Genomic DNA, 16,776 nt, shown 5'->3' on the forward strand with positions numbered 1-16,776 from the left:
CGGCCAACGTCCGAACGATCCGAACGTGCCAGCCGGGGCCTGGGCCATGCATCTTCGAGATTGCGGTGTGGCCCCGAACCCGTCCCCTGATCAGGTGATTCCCGGTATCCGCGCCGACGATGTGGTCCGGCAGGGGGTCAGACCGCCGCACGGGCGGGCGATTCCTCGTGGTGCGCACCGACTTCGAGCAGCGCGGCCTTGCGCTGTTCCTTGCGCGCCGTCCATTCCAGCCAGAACTGGGCGGCGAGCAGGTTGATCACGAAGCCGAGCCAGCTGATCGCCTCGACCACGATGTCCTGGGTGTGCGGGTCGGCGGCGTCGTAGCCGGGAACCAGCGGCAACACGAGCAGCAGGACGCGACCCCAGACGATCTGCAGGGTCAGCGCGAAGCTGTAGATCATCCAGCGGCGGTGCGCGGCGAACCGGCGCTGGCGCGCGGCGCGGAACCCGGCGATCGTCGCGGCCAGCCACAACAGACCACCGATGGCGTTTCCGGGCGGACCGGCCGCGAACGGAACGATGGCAAGGGCGAGCAGTCCGGTGGGAATCACTCCGGCGAAAACGTAGACCCGGCCGGACCACCGGTGTACCGCGGGATGGTGCTGGCGCACCCACGGCCAGATCTGGATGCACATGGTCAGCATCGTGAGCGTGCCGAACCAGACATGCCCGACCAGCATGACGTAGTGCAGCGGGAGGTCCTGTCGCAGATAAGGAATGTCCGCCGTCGCCGGGTCGAAGGTCAGGTAGTTGGGTACCGCGTAGAGAATGAACGAGATCACGATGATCCACACGGGCACCACCCAAGGGCGGCGCCACCATGGCTTGCGGTCGGCCTGCGGTGGGGCTGGAATCTCGGCCTGGTTCGGCGTCCGGGCCATCTCCGGGGTTAGCGTCACGGCTGGTTCCGATCTGTGGCTGGAGGGCAGGAAATCTCCGCTGTGCTGAGCACTGCCACTCACGGTGCAGCGCGCCGGAACGTGAAGCAATGTTGCACAGTGCGCCACCGGAAATGGGCAAACCAGGAGAACCAGCCGGCAGGGCGTGCCCCGGCCGCGGCATCCGCCTTGATCCCCGCGGCCGGGGCGCTTCCCCCTTACTCGGAAACCGACAGCCACCTCATGCACCGCATTACGCCGTCGTCACGGGAACCGGTTCAGCCGGTGACCGCTTCGTGATTCGGGTTGAGTAGAGGTACTCACGACACGCGGCCGCTCCGGCGCGATCCTGATGCCATGACCTCTCCAGTGCATGCCAAGTCCCCGACCACCGGAGCCTTCTTCGCGCAGGCCGCCATCTCGTTCGGCATCGCCGGCATCACCGTCATCATCGGAATCATCTACCTGCCCGTGGATCCCTGGGTGCGAGCATTCCTCGGCTTAGGCGTTCTCTACACCGTGTCCTCGGCTTTCACGCTGGCGAAGGTGGTGCGGGACCGCCAGGAGGAGGCGTTCGTGCACAGCCGGGTCGACCGGGCCAGGGTCGACAAGCTGCTGGCCGAGCACGATCCGTTCAAGCTCGAGGTCGGCTGAGCCAGACTGCGGGCAAATCGATACCGGGCCGCAAATCCCGTCCAGGCGGGGTTGGCGGCCCGGTCGGCGTCGCACCCCTCAGTCGAGGCCGAAGCCCGGCTCATAGGAGTCGCCCGCACAGGGCCGGGCCGCGTCCCCTCCCCGGTCGGGTGATGGCCGCGGGCGGGTTTCGTCGTGGGTTTCGTCACCGGTTCTCGGTTCTGGCAGGTGCAACTCGTCGAGATCGGCGAGCCGGGCGGCCAGTTGGGCGGTATCGGCGGCCAGGTCCGGAATCGACGCCAGCCCGTGGTCATCGGGCGGCGGATGCCAGCCCTGCGCGAGCATCCACAACCGGTCCACGTTGTCCCGCAGATGCCTGGCCAAGGTCACCAGTTCGCCGCCGTCGTCGCCGGGTCCCGTGCGGGCGCGTTCCCGGTAGGCGCGCTGGCGGCAGCGCGAGGAGCAGTACAGGCGGGGACGGCCGGATGCGGCCGGTTCCAGCGGGGCATGACACTGTAAACAGAGCAATGGGGCCGCTACCTTCGGGCATTGAGACGCGTTACGGAATTGCTTTGCGTCGCCGGTCTGAAGCTACATTGCGTACCAAAGAACGTTGCCCGATCGTGCGATCTCATTTTCCTTGACTCGGCCACACCTGTCGAGTCTACTGAAGTGGCGAACGAGTTCGCTACCAAATGAAAACGTTGCCCAGCGGTTATCAAATCCGCACAGGTCGCATAGGCGCCAGCGGCAATCCAGCAGCCATACCGCGAACTCCCCGGTCGGCACCGCGCCGCCTGCGACTGTCTACTTCGGTCGTCGAGGAACACCGCCACACGTCTCGACCAGCCGAAAATAGCACCTCTAATTGGAGCAATCATCATGTCCACACAGTACTCTCTCGTCGTCACGAACAATTCAACCCAGTTCCAAGACCTTTGTGTATACCAGAAGCAGGTGGACCTCGGTGTGCCCAACGCCGTGTCGCTGGCGTGGTTGGTCGCGCCGGCCTGGCCGGGCACCACGGTGACGTTCGAGTGGACCCTGGACTACAGCTTCCAGTGGTCGCAGACCGGCACGCTGAAACCGGGCGTGGTGTTCCGGGCCCAGCAGATCCGGCCGGCCGACCCGGAGAGCCTGAACTCCAACCAGATCCAGTTCGACTACCTGCAGAACGCCTTCACCTTCCTGCCCGGCAACGCGATCGGCACCCCGCAACTCGGCTCGCTCTACATCCGTGAGCTGAGCGGGATTCCGGCCAACACCGCCATGGTCGGCATCGGCATGTCCAACGCGGGCACCTTCGCCGTGCCGGCGCAGCCGAACACCAACCTGGTGTTCACCCCGCACCCCGAGTACTGGATCACGGCCGGCACCTTCACCCACGGCGAGGTGCTCGACATCGAGCAGATCACCAACGAGGTGGGGGTTCCGTTCGACGCGACGTTCGCGATGTCGGCCGTCCTCGATTCGCAGAACAACTGGACCGTGTCCAGCTCCGCGGCCGAATAACCCCCTGCGGTGCGTCTCTGCCCTGGACGCACCCCGGAGGTGATGGCGGCGGCCGCCGCAGCCCGTCCTGTCCTCCGGGCGCCGGCCCGATGGCCGCCATCACTGCGGGGCGCGCGGTCCCCCCGGATCCCATGACCGCGCGCCCCGCCCTGCGGAACCCCGTTCCCCGAAAGGAGATCCCATGCCGAACTACAAGAACGTCCAGCTGATCGCCTACGGCGTGGTCACCTCGGCACCGACCCAGATCCTGCCCGACACCGCCGCCCCGAACAGTTACACGGCCGACGCCCGGGCCCGGGCCACCCGGCTGTGCGACGTCGCCGACTGGGTGCGGACCAACAACACCGCGGCGCTGTCCGACCCGTCCACCCTGAAGGTGTTCGTGGCGCCGGAGTTCTACTTCCGCTACGGCGGCCCGTCCGACCCGCCCAACACCCTCGAGGACAGCTACCCCAACGGGGAACTGCTGCTGCCGAACGTCAACGAGGAGATCCTCAAGCCGCGCTTCGGCAAGAAGGAGTACAACGACTGGCTGATCATCCCGGGGACGATGTTCTGGCACAAGTCGGCCCAGGACTCCGGTACCACGCATCCGACCTACTTCAACACCGTGCTGGCTCTGCACGGCGGCACGGACACCGCGCTGACCCCCGAGGAGCGCAACGCCAACGCCGACCCGATGACCGTGCCGACCATGGGACCCTCGTCCACCAACCAGAAGGCGCTGATGTCGCGCATCGACTACGCGCTCAACATCGACAACCGGCAGTGGGACGCGGCGATCAACCCGATGTTCCAGCCGATTCTCGGCGACTGGGAATGGTGGCGCTGGCACACCTTCAAGGTGCACGGCGTCAACGGCCCGACCGGCCACCCGCTGGTCTTCGGCCTCGAGGTGTGCCTTGAGCACGTGAAGGCCTACGCCGGGCAGGTTCCCCAGTTCGGCATCCTGCGCGCGCTGCGCACCAGCTTCCCGACCTGGCCGGAGATCGACGTGCACCTCGTCACCTCGTGCGGGATGTCCCTGCAGCCGGCCTACGGCGTCGAGGCGCAGATCGGCGGCTACGCGATCATCTGCGACGGCATGCAGCCCCGATCCAGCAAGGCGTCGTGGCCCACCGCGGCGCACGACCTGGTCGTCGACATCGACCCGACCGACCAGTCCCACGACACGCAGGCCGCGAGCACCGTGCAGAGCGTCGCCAACGTTCCGGCGAACCTGCAGATCGGCACGCACAACCCGGCCGACGCGGTGGCCATCTGGAAGCCCACTCTGCTCTGAGCGGGTCCCACCGTGGCCCGGCCGCTCCCCCGGCCGGGCCACGACCGCTCAGGAGTTGCCCGCGACCCCGCCCGCGGACATCGCCAGCCGCGGTGCGGCCGGCTCGAAGTGGGCGAGCACCGCCTCGATCCACCGGCACCAGCTCGACGGCACGTGCGTGCCGTCCGGGTCCTCCAGGTACCGGACCTGGCCGATGCCCGAGGACGGCGTGATCTCCAGCAGCCGCACCAGCTGCCGGGACTGGGCGACCGGGCAGCGCTCGTCGCGCCGGCCGTGGCCGACCAGCAGCGGCAGCTCGGCCAGCTCGGTCAGCCGGCTGACCGGGCTGCGGGCGAGCAGCTCCCGGGGCCGGTAGCGCAGCTCGCCGAGCTCGTCCTCCAGCCAGCGCCTGCGCGCCCCGGTCGCGGTGGCCAGCAGCCGGATCAGGTCCACCATCGGGGACAGCACGGCGACGCCGGAAACCAGCCGCGGCACCCGGGACGCCACCAGCAGCGCGAGGTAGCCGCCGTAGCCGTGGCCGTACAGGCAGAGCGGGCCCCCGGTCTCGGCGTGCAGCGCCCGCGCCCGGCGCTCCACCGCCTCGGCGTCCACCCCGCCCCAGTCCCCCTGGGACAGCTCCGAATACTCCGGCCCGTACCCGGTGCTGCCCGGGTAGTTCATGCCGACGACCGACCAACCGCGATCGACCAGCGCGGCGATCACCGGCTCGTAGCCCTGGTTCAGCCGGCCGCGCGGCCCCCCGGGCAGGTACAGCACGGTGCCCCGGCTGCCGCCGCCGGCCGGTTCGAACACCCACTCCGGCAGCCGCCGGTCGCCCTGGTGCGGAATCCACCGGTGCGCCCAGCGCATGTCACCGGTCGGCGTCCGGCCACTCTCGGCGCGCAGCGGCAGCCAGTCGCCGTCGCGCCACAGCCAGCGACCCAGCGCCGGGCGCAGCACCGGTGACTGGAACGAACCGATCAGGTGCAGCTCGTCCCGCGTGTAGGACAGGGAGGTGGCCAGGCCGGCGAACGAGTTCAGCTCCCCGGTCCGGGTGCCGGCCCCGTCCAGCATCCGGTACCGGAACCCCTCGTCGATCCAGGTGGCCGCAAGGACATGGGCACCGGTCGGTGCGACGTCGACGGTGCTGTAGCCGGTGTGTTCGGGAAACCACCGCACGGTCCGGTCCGGCAGGTGCAGCAGGCCCGGCACCGATGCTCCGCCGGCGCCGGTGCCGGTCAGGCCGACCACGTCGCCGCCGTGCCCGGCCGCCCGCGCCGCGATCACCCCGTCCGGCCAGCCGACGTCGGCCCGCGCGTAACCGTGGCCGTCCCACCGGAACAGCCGGACCGCGTCGGTGGCGTCGTAGCGCGGATCGATGTTCACCACCAGATGGCCGGCGTCGGCGTCCCACGCGGCCAGGTCGCGCAGGCCGTCGGTCTCGGCGAGCACCAGGTAGGAGTCACTGTCCGGCAGAAAGGCGCACAGCACCGGCCGCCGGCCGTCGGACACCGCGAGCAGGATCTCGACCCGGCCGGACCGGTTCACCCGGGCGGCGACCGGCCGCCCGACCACGTCCAGCCGCAGCGTCTCGGAACCGTCGCGCTGGTCCACGATGCGCACCTCGTTGCGGTCCGGGTGCCGGCGCCAGAGCACCAGCAGGGTCGGACCGGCCCAGCCGAGCACCTCCCAGGCCGCGGCCTGTTCGTCGGTCAGCGTCCAGACCGGGGCGGAGTCCGGGATCCGGCCGCTCGGGTCCAGCCACCAGCAGCCGATCCGGACGTGCTCTCCGGTCAGCCGCAACGCGATCAGCGTCCGTTGCGGGCTGAGGTTCCAGGCGGAAACCTTACCCTCGGCCATCCCGTTCCCCACCCTCCACAAAGGACGAAAGCGCTGCCAGGTCGGTGGCCAGCGTGATGTGCGCGGCGAGCTCCTCGGTGAGCACCTCCCGGGCGAAGCCCGGGCAGCCGTCGGGCGGCTCGGCGTTGAGGTCCCGCAGCACCGTGCGCACCACCCCGGGGGCCGCGCGCCGCATCCGGCGGACCGCCGTGACGTACCAGCCGGCCGCCGTGCGCACCGCTCCGGCGGCCAGCCGCACGTCGGCCAGCCGCCAGCAGGACGCGACCAGGGCGCGCTCGACCGCGCGCGGCGGCGCCGGGGTCGCGTCGTAATGGCGCAACAGGTCGTTGGTGACGTCCTCGGCCTCGGCGTGCCCGCCGGCCTCGATCAGCGCCGGGACCATACCGCTTGCGACATAGCCCATCCCGGTCAGCGATCCGGCGCCGGCGGCCAGCCGCCAGGCCTGCCGGAACGCGGCCAGCGCACGCTCCCGGGCGTCCGGTTCGCGGCCGTACACCGTGGCCAGGTTGGCCAGGATCAGCACCCGGTGCTCGACCACGCTCGACCGGCCCGACCCGCCGAGCGCGTCGAGCGCGGCAAGTTCGGCCCGCACGGCCTCGGCGTGGTCGCCGGCCCGGTAGGCGGCGAGGGCGGCCCCGTTGAACGCGGCGGCGACCCGGTCGCCGGTCGTCTCGGGGTCCGGCTTCGGTGTGGCGGCAAGGGTTTCCCGGGCCGCCGCGAAGCACCGGGCGCTGGCCGCCCACGCCTGCGCGGTGTGCCCCCTGGCCAGCACCAGCCCGAGCTGGTAGGCCAGCTGAGCCCGGACGTCCGGCTCGATCCCCAGCCGGTCGGCGCTGTCAAGGGCCAGCTCGGCGACCGCGGGCGACACCTCGTCCAGCCCGGCGACCAGCGTCGCCAGGTAGACCGCACCGGCGGTGCCGCGCGGCACCGCCGCCCATCCGCCGGCCCGGCTGGCCCGGAACAGCGTGCGGCCGTACCGGAGCAGCTCGCCGGGTTCCGGCTCCGCCTCGGCGAAGCCCGATCCCTTGCAGGCGGCCAGGATCACCGCCGGGTCGGTGGCCAGGGCGGCGGTGGCGACCAGCGGGTTCGGCGCCGCCGTCACCACCACCGCGGCCAGCTCGGCCACGGTTTCCCGGCCGGCGGCCGCGTGCGCCGCCCGGGCCTGCGCCCACCGGTGGGCGTCCCGGTAGGTGTACAGCGTTTCCTCCGGACAGTCCCGGACGGACGTCATCGCGTCGATCCGGTCCCCGGTCCAGCCCAGCCGCGCGGTCCAGCGGTCGAACTCCGGTCGCCAGGCGTACCCGCCGGCCAGCAGCAGGGCGATCAGGATCTGCTCGTCCTGCCGGTCCGACGCGCCGTCCCGCACCGGTCCGGCCGGCGCACACTCGTGCCGCAGCACCAGCAGCCGCGGCGGCCACAGCCGGCGCCGGCCGAGCCGGGTCAGGCAGGTCTGCCAGAACCGCACGTCGCGCGGGTTCGGCCGGCCGAACACCTCGGTGACCAGGAGCCGGGGCGAGGTGGTGCCGGTGCCCAGCCACCGCTCGGTCAGCTCGATCTCCCGCTCGACGGCGGCGCTGCGCTCGTCCGCGCCGGACAGCACGCGGCCGGCCATGCCCGGGCCCCACCGGGGCACCCGGGCGGACCCGGTCCAGGGTCGCATCGACCACAGTGGACGGTGGAAACCGGGCGAGCCGGCCGCGAGGTAGTACCGCACGTCGTCCCGGCCGGCGAACGACCGGACCCTGCCGATGGTCTCCTCGGACGGCCGGGTCGCGATGTGCAACGCAGGCGAGTCGTAGTCACTGCGCAGCACGTCGTCCAGCCCGGTTTCCACCGCGACCCGATCGCCGTGCGGAGCGGCGGACGATGCGCACCCGGTCGCGAGTCCGACCGCGAGTTCGCGGATCGGTTCGGTGGCATGGTCCCCCCGCCGCACGGCGATCGCCCCTCTCTCCCCTCGTGGAAACAAGCTTTGGCGGCGGCAAACGGATTCCCACACAGCGGCGGGTACGAGCGGCGGCTCCCATTGTCCGCCGCTGTGCGGAAACCCTTGGACCGACGGTGACGGTTGCCTATCCCCCTCGATCCGGACGGAAGTCTCGCAGCCGGGTCACGCGAAGAAGTTGTGGAAACGTTGTGGCCCGGCGCTGGAACGTTCTGGGCAGAATGCCCGAGCTGTACCATTGCGGCGTTGCTCGCTCAGGGAGGGGCGGCAGGAGTGGAGTTCCGACTACTCGGACCCGTTCAGATATGGGCCTCCGGGCGTAGCTTCCCGGTCGGCGAGCCGCGTCAGCAGGCGGTCCTGGCCGTGCTTCTGGTCGACGCCGGGCGAACGGTGAGTGTGGACGCGCTCGTGGACCGGGTCTGGGGGGAGGCGCCGCCGCGCCAGGTCCGGCGCTCGCTGCAGGCGCACATCGCTCGGATCCGGCGGGCACTCGAGCAGGCCGGTGAGGGGGACAGCTCGCTGGTCCGCGACGCCGGCGGTTACCGGTTGGACATCGCCCCGGACCGGGTCGACCTGCTGCGCTTCCGCGCGGAGCTGGCCCGGTGGCGGACGGTCGAGCTCGCCGACGATGCCAGGGCGGCCGGGTTGCGCGAGGTGCTGGCCATGTGGCGGGGCGAGCCGCTGTCCGGGGTGGGCGGGACCTGGGCCGGGCGGGTGCGCCGAACCCTGCAGCAGGAGTACATCGACGCCGTGGTGTCCTGGGCCCGCGCGGAGATCCGGATCGGCAACGCGGTGGCCGCGGTCGGCCCACTCACCGACCTGGCCGACGAGCAGCCGCTGCTCGAGGTGGCCGCGGCGACGCTGATGCGCGCGCTGTACGCGGCCGGCCGGCCGTCGGACGCGCTGAGCCACTACGACCGGATCCGGAAGAGCCTGCGCGACGAGCTCGGCACCGACCCCGGCCCGGAGCTGCACATGGTGCATCAGGGTGTGCTCCGGCACGACCTGGCGATGGTCGTCGGCGCCCCGCCGCGGACCGCGCCGGTGCTGGCCAAGCGGCCGGCGCCGGCCCAACTGCCCGGCGACGTGGCCGCGTTCACCGGCCGCAGCGACGAACTGGCCGAACTGGACGATCTGCTCGGCGGCGGCGGCGCCGAACCGCCGGCACCGGTGATCGTGTGCATCACCGGGACCGCCGGGGTCGGCAAGACCGCGATGGCGGTGCACTGGGGTCACCGGGTCGCCGACCGGTTCCCGGACGGGCAGCTCTACCTCGATCTGCGCGGCTACGACCCGGAGGCGCCGGTGCCGCCGGGGGACGGGCTGGCCGCGTTCCTGTCCGCGGTGGCGCCGAACGGGCCGGAGATTCCGCTCGGCCTCGAGGAGCGGGCCGCCTGGTACCGCACCGAGATCGCCGGCCGGCGGATGCTGATCGTGCTGGACAACGCGGCCACCGTGGAACAGGTGCGGCCATTACTGCCCGGCACCGCAACCTGCGTCACGGTGGTGACCAGCCGGGACTCGCTGGCCGGGCTGGTGGCGCTGCACGGTGCCCGGCGGGTCGGGCTGGACATGCTGCCGGTGCCGGACGCGATCACGTTGCTGCGCAGGCTGATCGGGCAGCGGGTGGACGCCGACCCGGCCGCGACGGCGGCCCTGGCCGAGCGGTGCGTGCGGCTGCCGCTGACCCTGCGGCTGGCCGCCGAGCTGGCCGTGTCCCGGTCGGCCACCGCGCTCGCCGATCTGGTCGCCGAGCTGGGCGAGCAGCAGAGCCGGCTGGACCTGCTCAGCGGCGGCAGCGACCGGCGGGCCGCGATCAGCGCGGTGTTCTCCTGGTCCATCCAGCATCTGACGCCGGCGGCGGCGCGCGCCTTCGTCGTGCTCGGCGTGCATCCGGCACCCACGTTCGATGTGTATGCCCTGGCCGCGCTGCTGGACGGCGACCTGCCCGAGGTGCGCAGGCTGCTCGACGCGCTGGCCCGCGCGCACCTGGTGCACCCGGCCGGTGCGGACCGGTACGGGATGCACGACCTGCTCCGGGCGTACGCGGCACACCTGGCCGGCACCCCGGCGGACCGGCCGCATCCGATCGACGTGGACGCCCGGGCCGCGCTGGGCCGCTGGCACGACTACTACCTGGCCACCGCGGCGCTGGCGATGGAACGGCTGCACCCGGGCGAGTCGGACCGGCGGCCCGCGGTGCCCGCGCCGGCCACCCCGGCGCCGGACCTGGCCGATCCGGTGGCCGCGCGCAACTGGCTGGACGCCGAGCTGGCCAACCTGGAGTCGGCGGCCGCGCACAGCGTCGCGCACGGCTGGCCGGAACACACCGTGCGGCTGTCCGCGATCCTGTTCCGCTACCTGGACGGCGGCCACACCACCTCGGCGCTGACCCTGCACGAGCACGCCAGGGACGCCGCCAAGGCACTGGGCGACCGGCGCGCCGAGGCGGTCGCGCTGATCGCGGTCGGCGGCACGCACGCCCAGGCCGGCCGGCACGAGCTGGCCGAGGTGCACCTGTGGCAGGCGTACACGCTGTTCCTGGAGACCGACGACCAGCTCGGCCAGGCCCGGGCACTCGGCAACATCGGCCAGGTCGACGAACGGACCGGCCGGTACGGGCCGGCCGCGGAGCACCTCGAGCAGTCCCTGCCCGGCTTCCGCGCCACCGGGGACTGGACCGGCGAGGCGCACGCGCTGACCCGGCTCGGCGCGGTCGAGGCCCGCCTCGGCCGGGAGGACGCCGCGCTCGAGCACCTGCGCCGGGCGCTCGCCCTGCACCAGCAGGCCGGCCACCGGTTCGGCGAGGCCTGGGCGCTCGCCGGTCTCGGCGAGCTGGAGGCCGGCGCCGGCCGGCTGGACCGCTCCGCCGACCTGCACGGCCAGGCGCTGGCCCTGTTCCGCCAGCTCGGCCACCGGACTTCGGAGGCCTGGGCGATGGACGGCCTCGGGATCACCGAGACCCTGCGCGGGCGCTACACCCGCGCCGCCACCCTGCACCAGCAGGCGCTGACCCTGTTCCGGGAGAACGGCGACCGGGACGGTGAGGCCTGGTCGCTCAACGGCCTCGGCGAGGCCTGCGGCGCCGCCGGCCAGGTCGAGCGGTCCCGCGCCCACCACGCCGACGCGCTGGACGCGTCGGTCCGCACCGGCGCCCGGCACCAGCAGGCCCGCGCGCACCTGGGTCTGGCCCGGGCCGCGCGCGCCGCCGACGACCTCTCGTCAGCCCGCCGGCATTACGAACAGGCCACCGAGACCTACGCCGAGCTGGGCATGACCATCGTGGAGTCCATCCGCGCCGAACGCTCCGCCCTGGACGACACCGCCACGTTCACCGTCCGGGACAGCCGCTCGTAGGGCGCCCGGTCGTCGCCGAAGAACACCGCCAGCGGCGACCAGATCCCCACCACGAACCCGGACACGAGCAGGCCCAACGGAATCAGCAGCTGGCTCGGCCGCTCGAACACCGACCAGTGCTCGACCTGGAGGGCGATCCAGCCCAACCACACCGGCGAGAACAGCACCCCGTTGCGCACCAGTACGGACAGCGGTCCCGCCGGCCGGCCATCGGTCCGCCCGATCCGCAGCAGCATCGCCCGCTTGCCCAGCGTGGTACCGGTGACCATGGGCACCGCCAGGAACCAGATCCCGGCCAGCACCGCCACCACCGGTGCCTTGCCCACCGGCGTACCCCCGAACAGAATGATCAGCCCGAGCACGAACCCGATCAGCACCGCGCACCCGACCACATCGGTCAGCAACGCGAACAGCCGCCGGCTCGGCGTCACCCGCCCGCCGTACCGCAGCCGCTCCCGCTCGTGATCCAACTCCGGCAGGAACCGCCCGGTCGCCGCGGCCACCCCCCACCCCAACGCCGCCCCCACCGTGTTGAGCATCAGGTCGTCCACACTGAACAACCGGTAGGCACAGGGATAGATCCCCCACAACCCGGTCAGCTGGGACAGCTCGAACAGCAGCGACACCCCGAACCCGATCGCCGTCGCCGCCAGGAACCGAACCCTGCCCACATACCGCAGAAAGAACCCCAACGGCGCCAGCAGAACCACGTTGAGCACCGTGCTCATCAGCGGCGCGTTCCGCAGCAACGCCGCCGGACTCCAGTCCCCCCGGGCCCGCTGCGAGACCACCTCCACGAAGTAGAACGGCCGCAGCTGCGGCGTGCTCGCATACGTCTGCGTCGCGCAGTACGCGTTCGGGTTGCTCGGCAACGGAATCACCGTCTGCAACGCCGCCGCCAGCAGGTAGAACAGAAACCCGTACACCACCAGCGTCGTCCACCCACCGGCCCGCCCTCGGCGCCGGTAGCTGAGCACCGCCACCGGCAGGATCACCAGCAGCACCACCACGGGGAACCAGAGGAGCGCCGTGGTGACCGGCAGCAGAAACGTCTCGATCACGCGCTCTTAGTACCCAGTGGACGCTCGGTCCAAGCCGCCCCTCACGCATCCGGGCACGGATCCGCAACAGCTCCCATCCGATACGTTGATTACCGCGTCTGCGTGACTAGACTCGCCAACCATGCCGAAGCTGCGGATCAGCGAGGCCGCCACCCTGCTGGGCGTGAGCGACGACACCGTGCGCCGGTGGGTCGACCAGGGGCGGCTGCCCGCCGTGCAGGGGGACAACAACCGCATGGCCGTCGAGGGCAGCGAGCTGGCCGCGTTCGTGCAGCGGCAGGCCGAGGCCCCGGAGTCCGGGGTCGTGGTCGCCCGGTCCGCACGGAACCGGATGAGGGGGATCGTGACCAGCGTGCGCAAGGACGGGGTGATGGCACAGGTCGAGATGCAGGCCGGGCCGTTCCGGATCGTCTCGCTGATGAGCCGGGAGGCCGCCGACGAACTCGGCCTCGAGGTGGGCAGCGTCGCCGTCGCCTCGATCAAGTCCACCCATGTCGTCGTCGAGATACCGGAGGCGTGAATGTCCCGCTCGTTCCGCGCGCTCGCCCTGGCCGCCGTCGCCGCCGGCACGCTGGCCGGGTGCGGCGGCACCGACACCCCGGCCGCGCCGGCCGGCTCCGGCTCGACCGCGCCGACGGTCAGCGGGGACATCACGGTGTTCGCCGCCGCCTCGCTGACCGAGGCGTTCACCCGGATCGGCAAGGACTTCGAGGCGGCCAACCCCGGGGCGAAGGTCACGTTCAACTTCGCCGGCAGCTCGGCACTGGCCCAGCAGATCAACCAGGGTGCCCCGGCCGACGTGTTCGCCTCCGCCGCCCCCACCAACATGAAGCAGGTCACCGACACCGGCGCGATCACCGACACCCCGGCGGTCTTCGTCAGGAACAAGCTGGAGATCGCCACCCCGGCCGGCAACCCCGGCAAGGTCACCGGGCTGGCGGACTTCGCCAAGCAGGACCTGAAGATCGCGCTGTGCGCCGAGCAGGTGCCGTGCGGCGCCGCGGCCAGGAAGGTGTTCCAGATCGCCGGCATCACCCCCGCCCCGGACACCCTTGAGCAGGACGTCAAAGCGGTACTGACCAAGGTCTCGCTCGGCGAGGTGGACGCCGCGCTGGTGTACCGGACCGACGTCAAGGCCGCCGGTGACAAGGTCGCCGGCATGCCGTTCGCCGAGGCCGACCAGGCGGTCAACGACTACCCGATCGCCGCCTGCGCCAAGGCGCCCAACTCCGCGGGCGCCAAGGCGTTCGTCGACTACGTACGTTCCGACAAGGGCACGGCCGTGTTGACCCAGGCCGGTTTCGCAGCTCCGTGACGACCGCGGTCCGGCGCGGCGGCCGACGGCGACGGCGCGTCCCGCTCGTCCTCGCCGTCCCGGCGCTGGTCGGCCTGGCGTTCCTGGTCGTCCCGCTGGCCGGGCTGCTGATCCGGGCACCGTGGGGCACCCTGACCGATCAGTTGTTCAGCCCAGCGGTCGGCCAGGCGCTGGTGCTGTCGCTGGTCTGCGCCAGCCTGGCCACCGCGATCTGCCTGGTGCTCGGCGTCCCGCTGGCCTGGCTGCTCGCTCGCGGCGACCTGCCCGGGCGCGGGGTGTTGCGTGCCCTGGTCACCGTGCCGCTGGTGCTGCCGCCCGTGGTCGGCGGGGTGGCACTGCTGCTGGTGCTCGGCCGGCGCGGGATCATCGGCCAGTACCTGGACGCGTGGTTCGGCATCTCGCTGCCGTTCACCACCGCCGGTGTCGTGGTCGCCGAGGCCTTCGTGGCCATGCCGTTCCTGGTGATCTCCGTCGAGGGTGCGCTGCGCGGCGCCGACCCGCGCTACGAGGACGCCGCCGCCACCCTGGGCGCCTCCCGCTGGTTGACCTTCCGCCGGGTCACCCTGCCGTCCATCGCCCCCGGCCTGGTCGCCGGCACCGTACTGTGCTGGGCCCGCGCGCTCGGCGAGTTCGGCGCCACCATCACCTTCGCCGGCAACTTCCCGGGTAGGACCACCACCATGCCGCTGGCCGTCTACCTCGCCCTGGAAACCGATCCCGGCGCCGCGATCGTGCTGTCCCTGGTGCTGCTGGTGCTGTCCATCGCCGTCCTGGTCAGCCTGCGCGACCGCTGGATCTCGACGCCGTCATGACCCTGCACGCCGAGCTGACCATCGCCCGCGACTCCGGTTTCCAGCTGGAGCTGGACCTGCGCATCGAACCCGGCCAGGTCCTCGCCCTGCTCGGTCCGAACGGCGCCGGCAAGACCACCGCGCTGCGCGCCCTTGCCGGGCTGCTGCCCATCTCGGCCGGCCTGGTGCGGCTCGACGAGCACATCTGGGACCGGCCACCCGAGGTGTTCGTGCCCGCCGAACACCGGCCGATCGGCGTGGTCTTCCAGGACTACCTGCTGTTCAACCACCTGACCGCGCTGGACAACGTCGCGTTCGGACTCCGCGCCCGCGGCGCCGACCGGACCACCGCGCGGGCGACCGCCCGCCGCTGGCTCGACCAGGTCGGCCTCACCGACCACGCCGGCACCCGGCCCCGTGCGCTGTCCGGCGGCCAGGCCCAACGCGTCGCCCTGGCCCGCGCCCTGGCCACCGACCCGGCCCTGCTGCTGCTCGACGAACCCCTCGCCGCCCTGGACGCCAGCACCCGCATCCACATCCGCGCCGACCTCGCCCACCACCTCGCCGACTACCCCGGCCACACCCTGCTGGTCACCCACGACCCGCTGGACGCCATGGTCCTCGCCGACCATCTCGTGATCATCGAAGACGGCGCCGTCGTCCAAACCGGACCCCCCGCCCAGATCGCCCGGCAGCCCCGCACCGACTACGTCGCCCACCTCGTCGGCCTCAACCTCTACCGCGGCACCGCGGACGGCACCACCGTGCGGTTGCGCGACGGCGGCACGCTCACCATCGCCGAACCCGGCACCGGCCCGGTGCACGTCGCCTTCCCCCCGTCCGCGGTCAGCCTGCACCCGGAAAACCCGGCCGGCAGCCCGCGCAACAGTTGGCCGGTCACCATCACGACCATCGAGCAACACGCCCACACCATCCGCGTCCGCCTGGACGGCACCCCTTCCGTCCTCGCCGACATCACCCCCGCCACCCTCGCCGAACTCCGCCTCACCCCCGGCACCCGACTCTGGGCCACCGTCAAAGCCACCGAAACAACCGCCTACCCCGCCTAGCACTACCATCGACTGATGATCAACTCCGACCGGGCCCGGGTGATCGGCCGCGTCGCCGATCATCTGGCGGCACAACGACTCGGTCATCCGGTGCGGGTGGCGGTGGACGGCATCACCGCCGCCGGCAAGACCACGCTCGCCGCCGAACTCACCGCCGCCATCCGCACCCGCGGCCGCCCCGCGGTGCACCTGTCCATGGACGGCTTCCATCACCGCCGCGCCCACCGCCACCGCCAGGGCCGCAACTCGGCGATCGGTTACTACCAGGACGCCTACGACTTCGACACCTTCGCCCACACCGTGCTCACCCCACTCGGCCCCGGCGGCGACCGCACCTACCGCGCCGGGATCCTCGACCTCGCCACCGACGAACCCATCGATGAACCCCCGATCCGCGCCACACCGGACACCGTCCTCCTCGTCGACGGCAGCTTCCTGCAACGCCTCGCCGGCCTCTGGGACGAAACCCTGTTCCTCGACACCTCGTTCCCGATCGCCCGGCACCGCGGCACCCACCGCGACGCCACCCTCCTCGGCGGCCTCGCCAATGCCGAAACTGCCTACGCCAACCGCTACCACGCCGCCTGCCGGCACTACCTCGACGAGCACGACCCCGCCACCAACGCCACCATCGTCGTAGCCAACGACGACCTAGACCACCCGCTCCTGCACCGCATCGGCGGCACCAAGAACGACACCGTCGCCCTGTTCTCCTACGGAACCCTGCAACTCCCCCAGGTCCAACTCGACCGCTTCGGCCGCAGGCTCACCGGCACCCCCGATGCCCTGCCCGGCCACCGCACCGACTGGATCACCATCACCGACCCCGCCGTCATCACCACCAGCGGCACCGACCGCCACCCCATCGTCCGCAACACCGGCAACCCCGCCGACACCACCCCCGGCACCCTGCTCCACCTCACCACCACCGAACTCGCCGCCGCCGACACCTACGAAGTCGACGCCTACCGCCGCACCCGCACCCACCTGGCCTCCGGCACCCCCGCCTGGTCCTACCTGTCATCGACCTCCACCCCATGACACCCAAGCCGGGGCCGGGCCGCGCGCAGCGCGGCCCGGCCCCGGCGCGCGC

The 16,776-nt window shown here is 72.0% G+C and carries 14 protein-coding genes; 9 read left to right on the plus strand and 5 right to left on the minus strand.

The window, feature by feature from the left end; genetic code table 11:
- Nucleotides 1-137 precede the first annotated feature (137 nt).
- Nucleotides 138-899 (minus strand): DUF2306 domain-containing protein, encoded by a 762-nt coding sequence (locus tag VFV67_RS33560; protein WP_326474738.1) that lies wholly within the window; start codon nucleotides 897-899, stop codon nucleotides 138-140.
- A 336-nt stretch (nucleotides 900-1,235) separates the two neighbouring features.
- Here VFV67_RS33560 and VFV67_RS33565 point away from each other — a divergent pair, with 336 nt between their 5' ends.
- Entirely contained in the window at nucleotides 1,236-1,532 is a 297-nt protein-coding gene (locus VFV67_RS33565; RefSeq protein ID WP_326474739.1) for a YiaA/YiaB family inner membrane protein, read from the plus strand.
- 78 nt (nucleotides 1,533-1,610) lie between these two features.
- Here the strand turns inward: VFV67_RS33565 and VFV67_RS33570 are convergent, their stop codons facing one another.
- Nucleotides 1,611-2,039, minus strand: coding sequence for a hypothetical protein (locus VFV67_RS33570; RefSeq protein WP_326474740.1), 429 nt, complete (start codon nucleotides 2,037-2,039; stop codon nucleotides 1,611-1,613).
- Nucleotides 2,040-2,468: 429 nt separating this feature from the next.
- On the opposite strand from VFV67_RS33570, the gene VFV67_RS33575 reads away from it, so the two are divergent.
- Together VFV67_RS33575 and VFV67_RS33580 are read left to right on the plus strand one after the other, a co-directional pair.
- Nucleotides 2,469-3,023, plus strand: coding sequence for a hypothetical protein (locus VFV67_RS33575; protein WP_326474741.1), 555 nt, complete (start codon nucleotides 2,469-2,471; stop codon nucleotides 3,021-3,023).
- Between the two features lie 181 nt (nucleotides 3,024-3,204).
- Nucleotides 3,205-4,305: a hypothetical protein gene (locus VFV67_RS33580; RefSeq protein WP_326474742.1), complete on the plus strand. Its 1,101-nt coding sequence runs from the start codon at nucleotides 3,205-3,207 to the stop codon at nucleotides 4,303-4,305.
- 48 nt (nucleotides 4,306-4,353) lie between these two features.
- Here the strand turns inward: VFV67_RS33580 and VFV67_RS33585 are convergent, their stop codons facing one another.
- The gene (locus VFV67_RS33585) at nucleotides 4,354-6,144 is read right to left on the minus strand and encodes an alpha/beta hydrolase family protein (RefSeq protein ID WP_326474743.1); all 1,791 of its coding nucleotides are present in this window, start codon (nucleotides 6,142-6,144) and stop codon (nucleotides 4,354-4,356) included.
- A complete protein-coding gene (locus VFV67_RS33590; protein ID WP_326474744.1) occupies nucleotides 6,131-8,080 on the minus strand; it encodes a hypothetical protein in 1,950 nt (649 codons plus the stop codon). Before VFV67_RS33590 ends, VFV67_RS33585 begins: the two co-directional genes overlap by 14 nt.
- A 282-nt stretch (nucleotides 8,081-8,362) precedes the next feature.
- On the opposite strand from VFV67_RS33590, the gene VFV67_RS33595 reads away from it, so the two are divergent.
- Nucleotides 8,363-11,446, plus strand: coding sequence for an AfsR/SARP family transcriptional regulator (locus tag VFV67_RS33595; protein WP_326474745.1), 3,084 nt, complete (start codon nucleotides 8,363-8,365; stop codon nucleotides 11,444-11,446).
- On the opposite strand, the gene VFV67_RS33600 is transcribed toward VFV67_RS33595, so the two are convergent.
- Nucleotides 11,347-12,507: a VanZ family protein gene (locus tag VFV67_RS33600; RefSeq protein WP_326474746.1), complete on the minus strand. Its 1,161-nt coding sequence runs from the start codon at nucleotides 12,505-12,507 to the stop codon at nucleotides 11,347-11,349. The genes VFV67_RS33595 and VFV67_RS33600 overlap by 100 nt on opposite strands.
- A 121-nt stretch (nucleotides 12,508-12,628) precedes the next feature.
- Here VFV67_RS33600 and VFV67_RS33605 point away from each other — a divergent pair, with 121 nt between their 5' ends.
- The 5 genes from VFV67_RS33605 to VFV67_RS33625 are packed head-to-tail and all read left to right on the plus strand — an operon-like array spanning nucleotide 12,629 to nucleotide 16,724.
- Nucleotides 12,629-13,027, plus strand: a complete 399-nt coding sequence (locus tag VFV67_RS33605) for a helix-turn-helix transcriptional regulator (protein ID WP_326474747.1) — start codon at nucleotides 12,629-12,631, stop codon at nucleotides 13,025-13,027.
- Nucleotides 13,028-13,822, plus strand: a complete 795-nt coding sequence (gene modA / locus VFV67_RS33610) for a molybdate ABC transporter substrate-binding protein (protein ID WP_326474748.1) — start codon at nucleotides 13,028-13,030, stop codon at nucleotides 13,820-13,822.
- A complete protein-coding gene (modB, locus tag VFV67_RS33615) occupies nucleotides 13,819-14,634 on the plus strand; it encodes a molybdate ABC transporter permease subunit (protein WP_326474749.1) in 816 nt (271 codons plus the stop codon). The genes modA and modB overlap by 4 nt, the downstream gene beginning before the upstream one ends.
- Nucleotides 14,631-15,683 carry an ABC transporter ATP-binding protein gene (locus VFV67_RS33620; protein ID WP_326474750.1) on the plus strand — a complete coding sequence of 351 codons (1,053 nt, stop codon included), beginning with the start codon at nucleotides 14,631-14,633 and terminating at the stop codon, nucleotides 15,681-15,683. The genes modB and VFV67_RS33620 overlap by 4 nt, the downstream gene beginning before the upstream one ends.
- Before the next feature lie 15 nt (nucleotides 15,684-15,698).
- Complete coding sequence (locus tag VFV67_RS33625) at nucleotides 15,699-16,724, plus strand: hypothetical protein (protein WP_326474751.1); 1,026 nt, start codon at nucleotides 15,699-15,701, stop codon at nucleotides 16,722-16,724.
- Nucleotides 16,725-16,776 lie beyond the last annotated feature (52 nt).

This window comes from Actinophytocola sp., assembly GCF_035762905.1.
In the GTDB taxonomy this organism is placed as follows: Bacteria; Actinomycetota; Actinomycetes; order Mycobacteriales; family Pseudonocardiaceae; genus DASYTH01.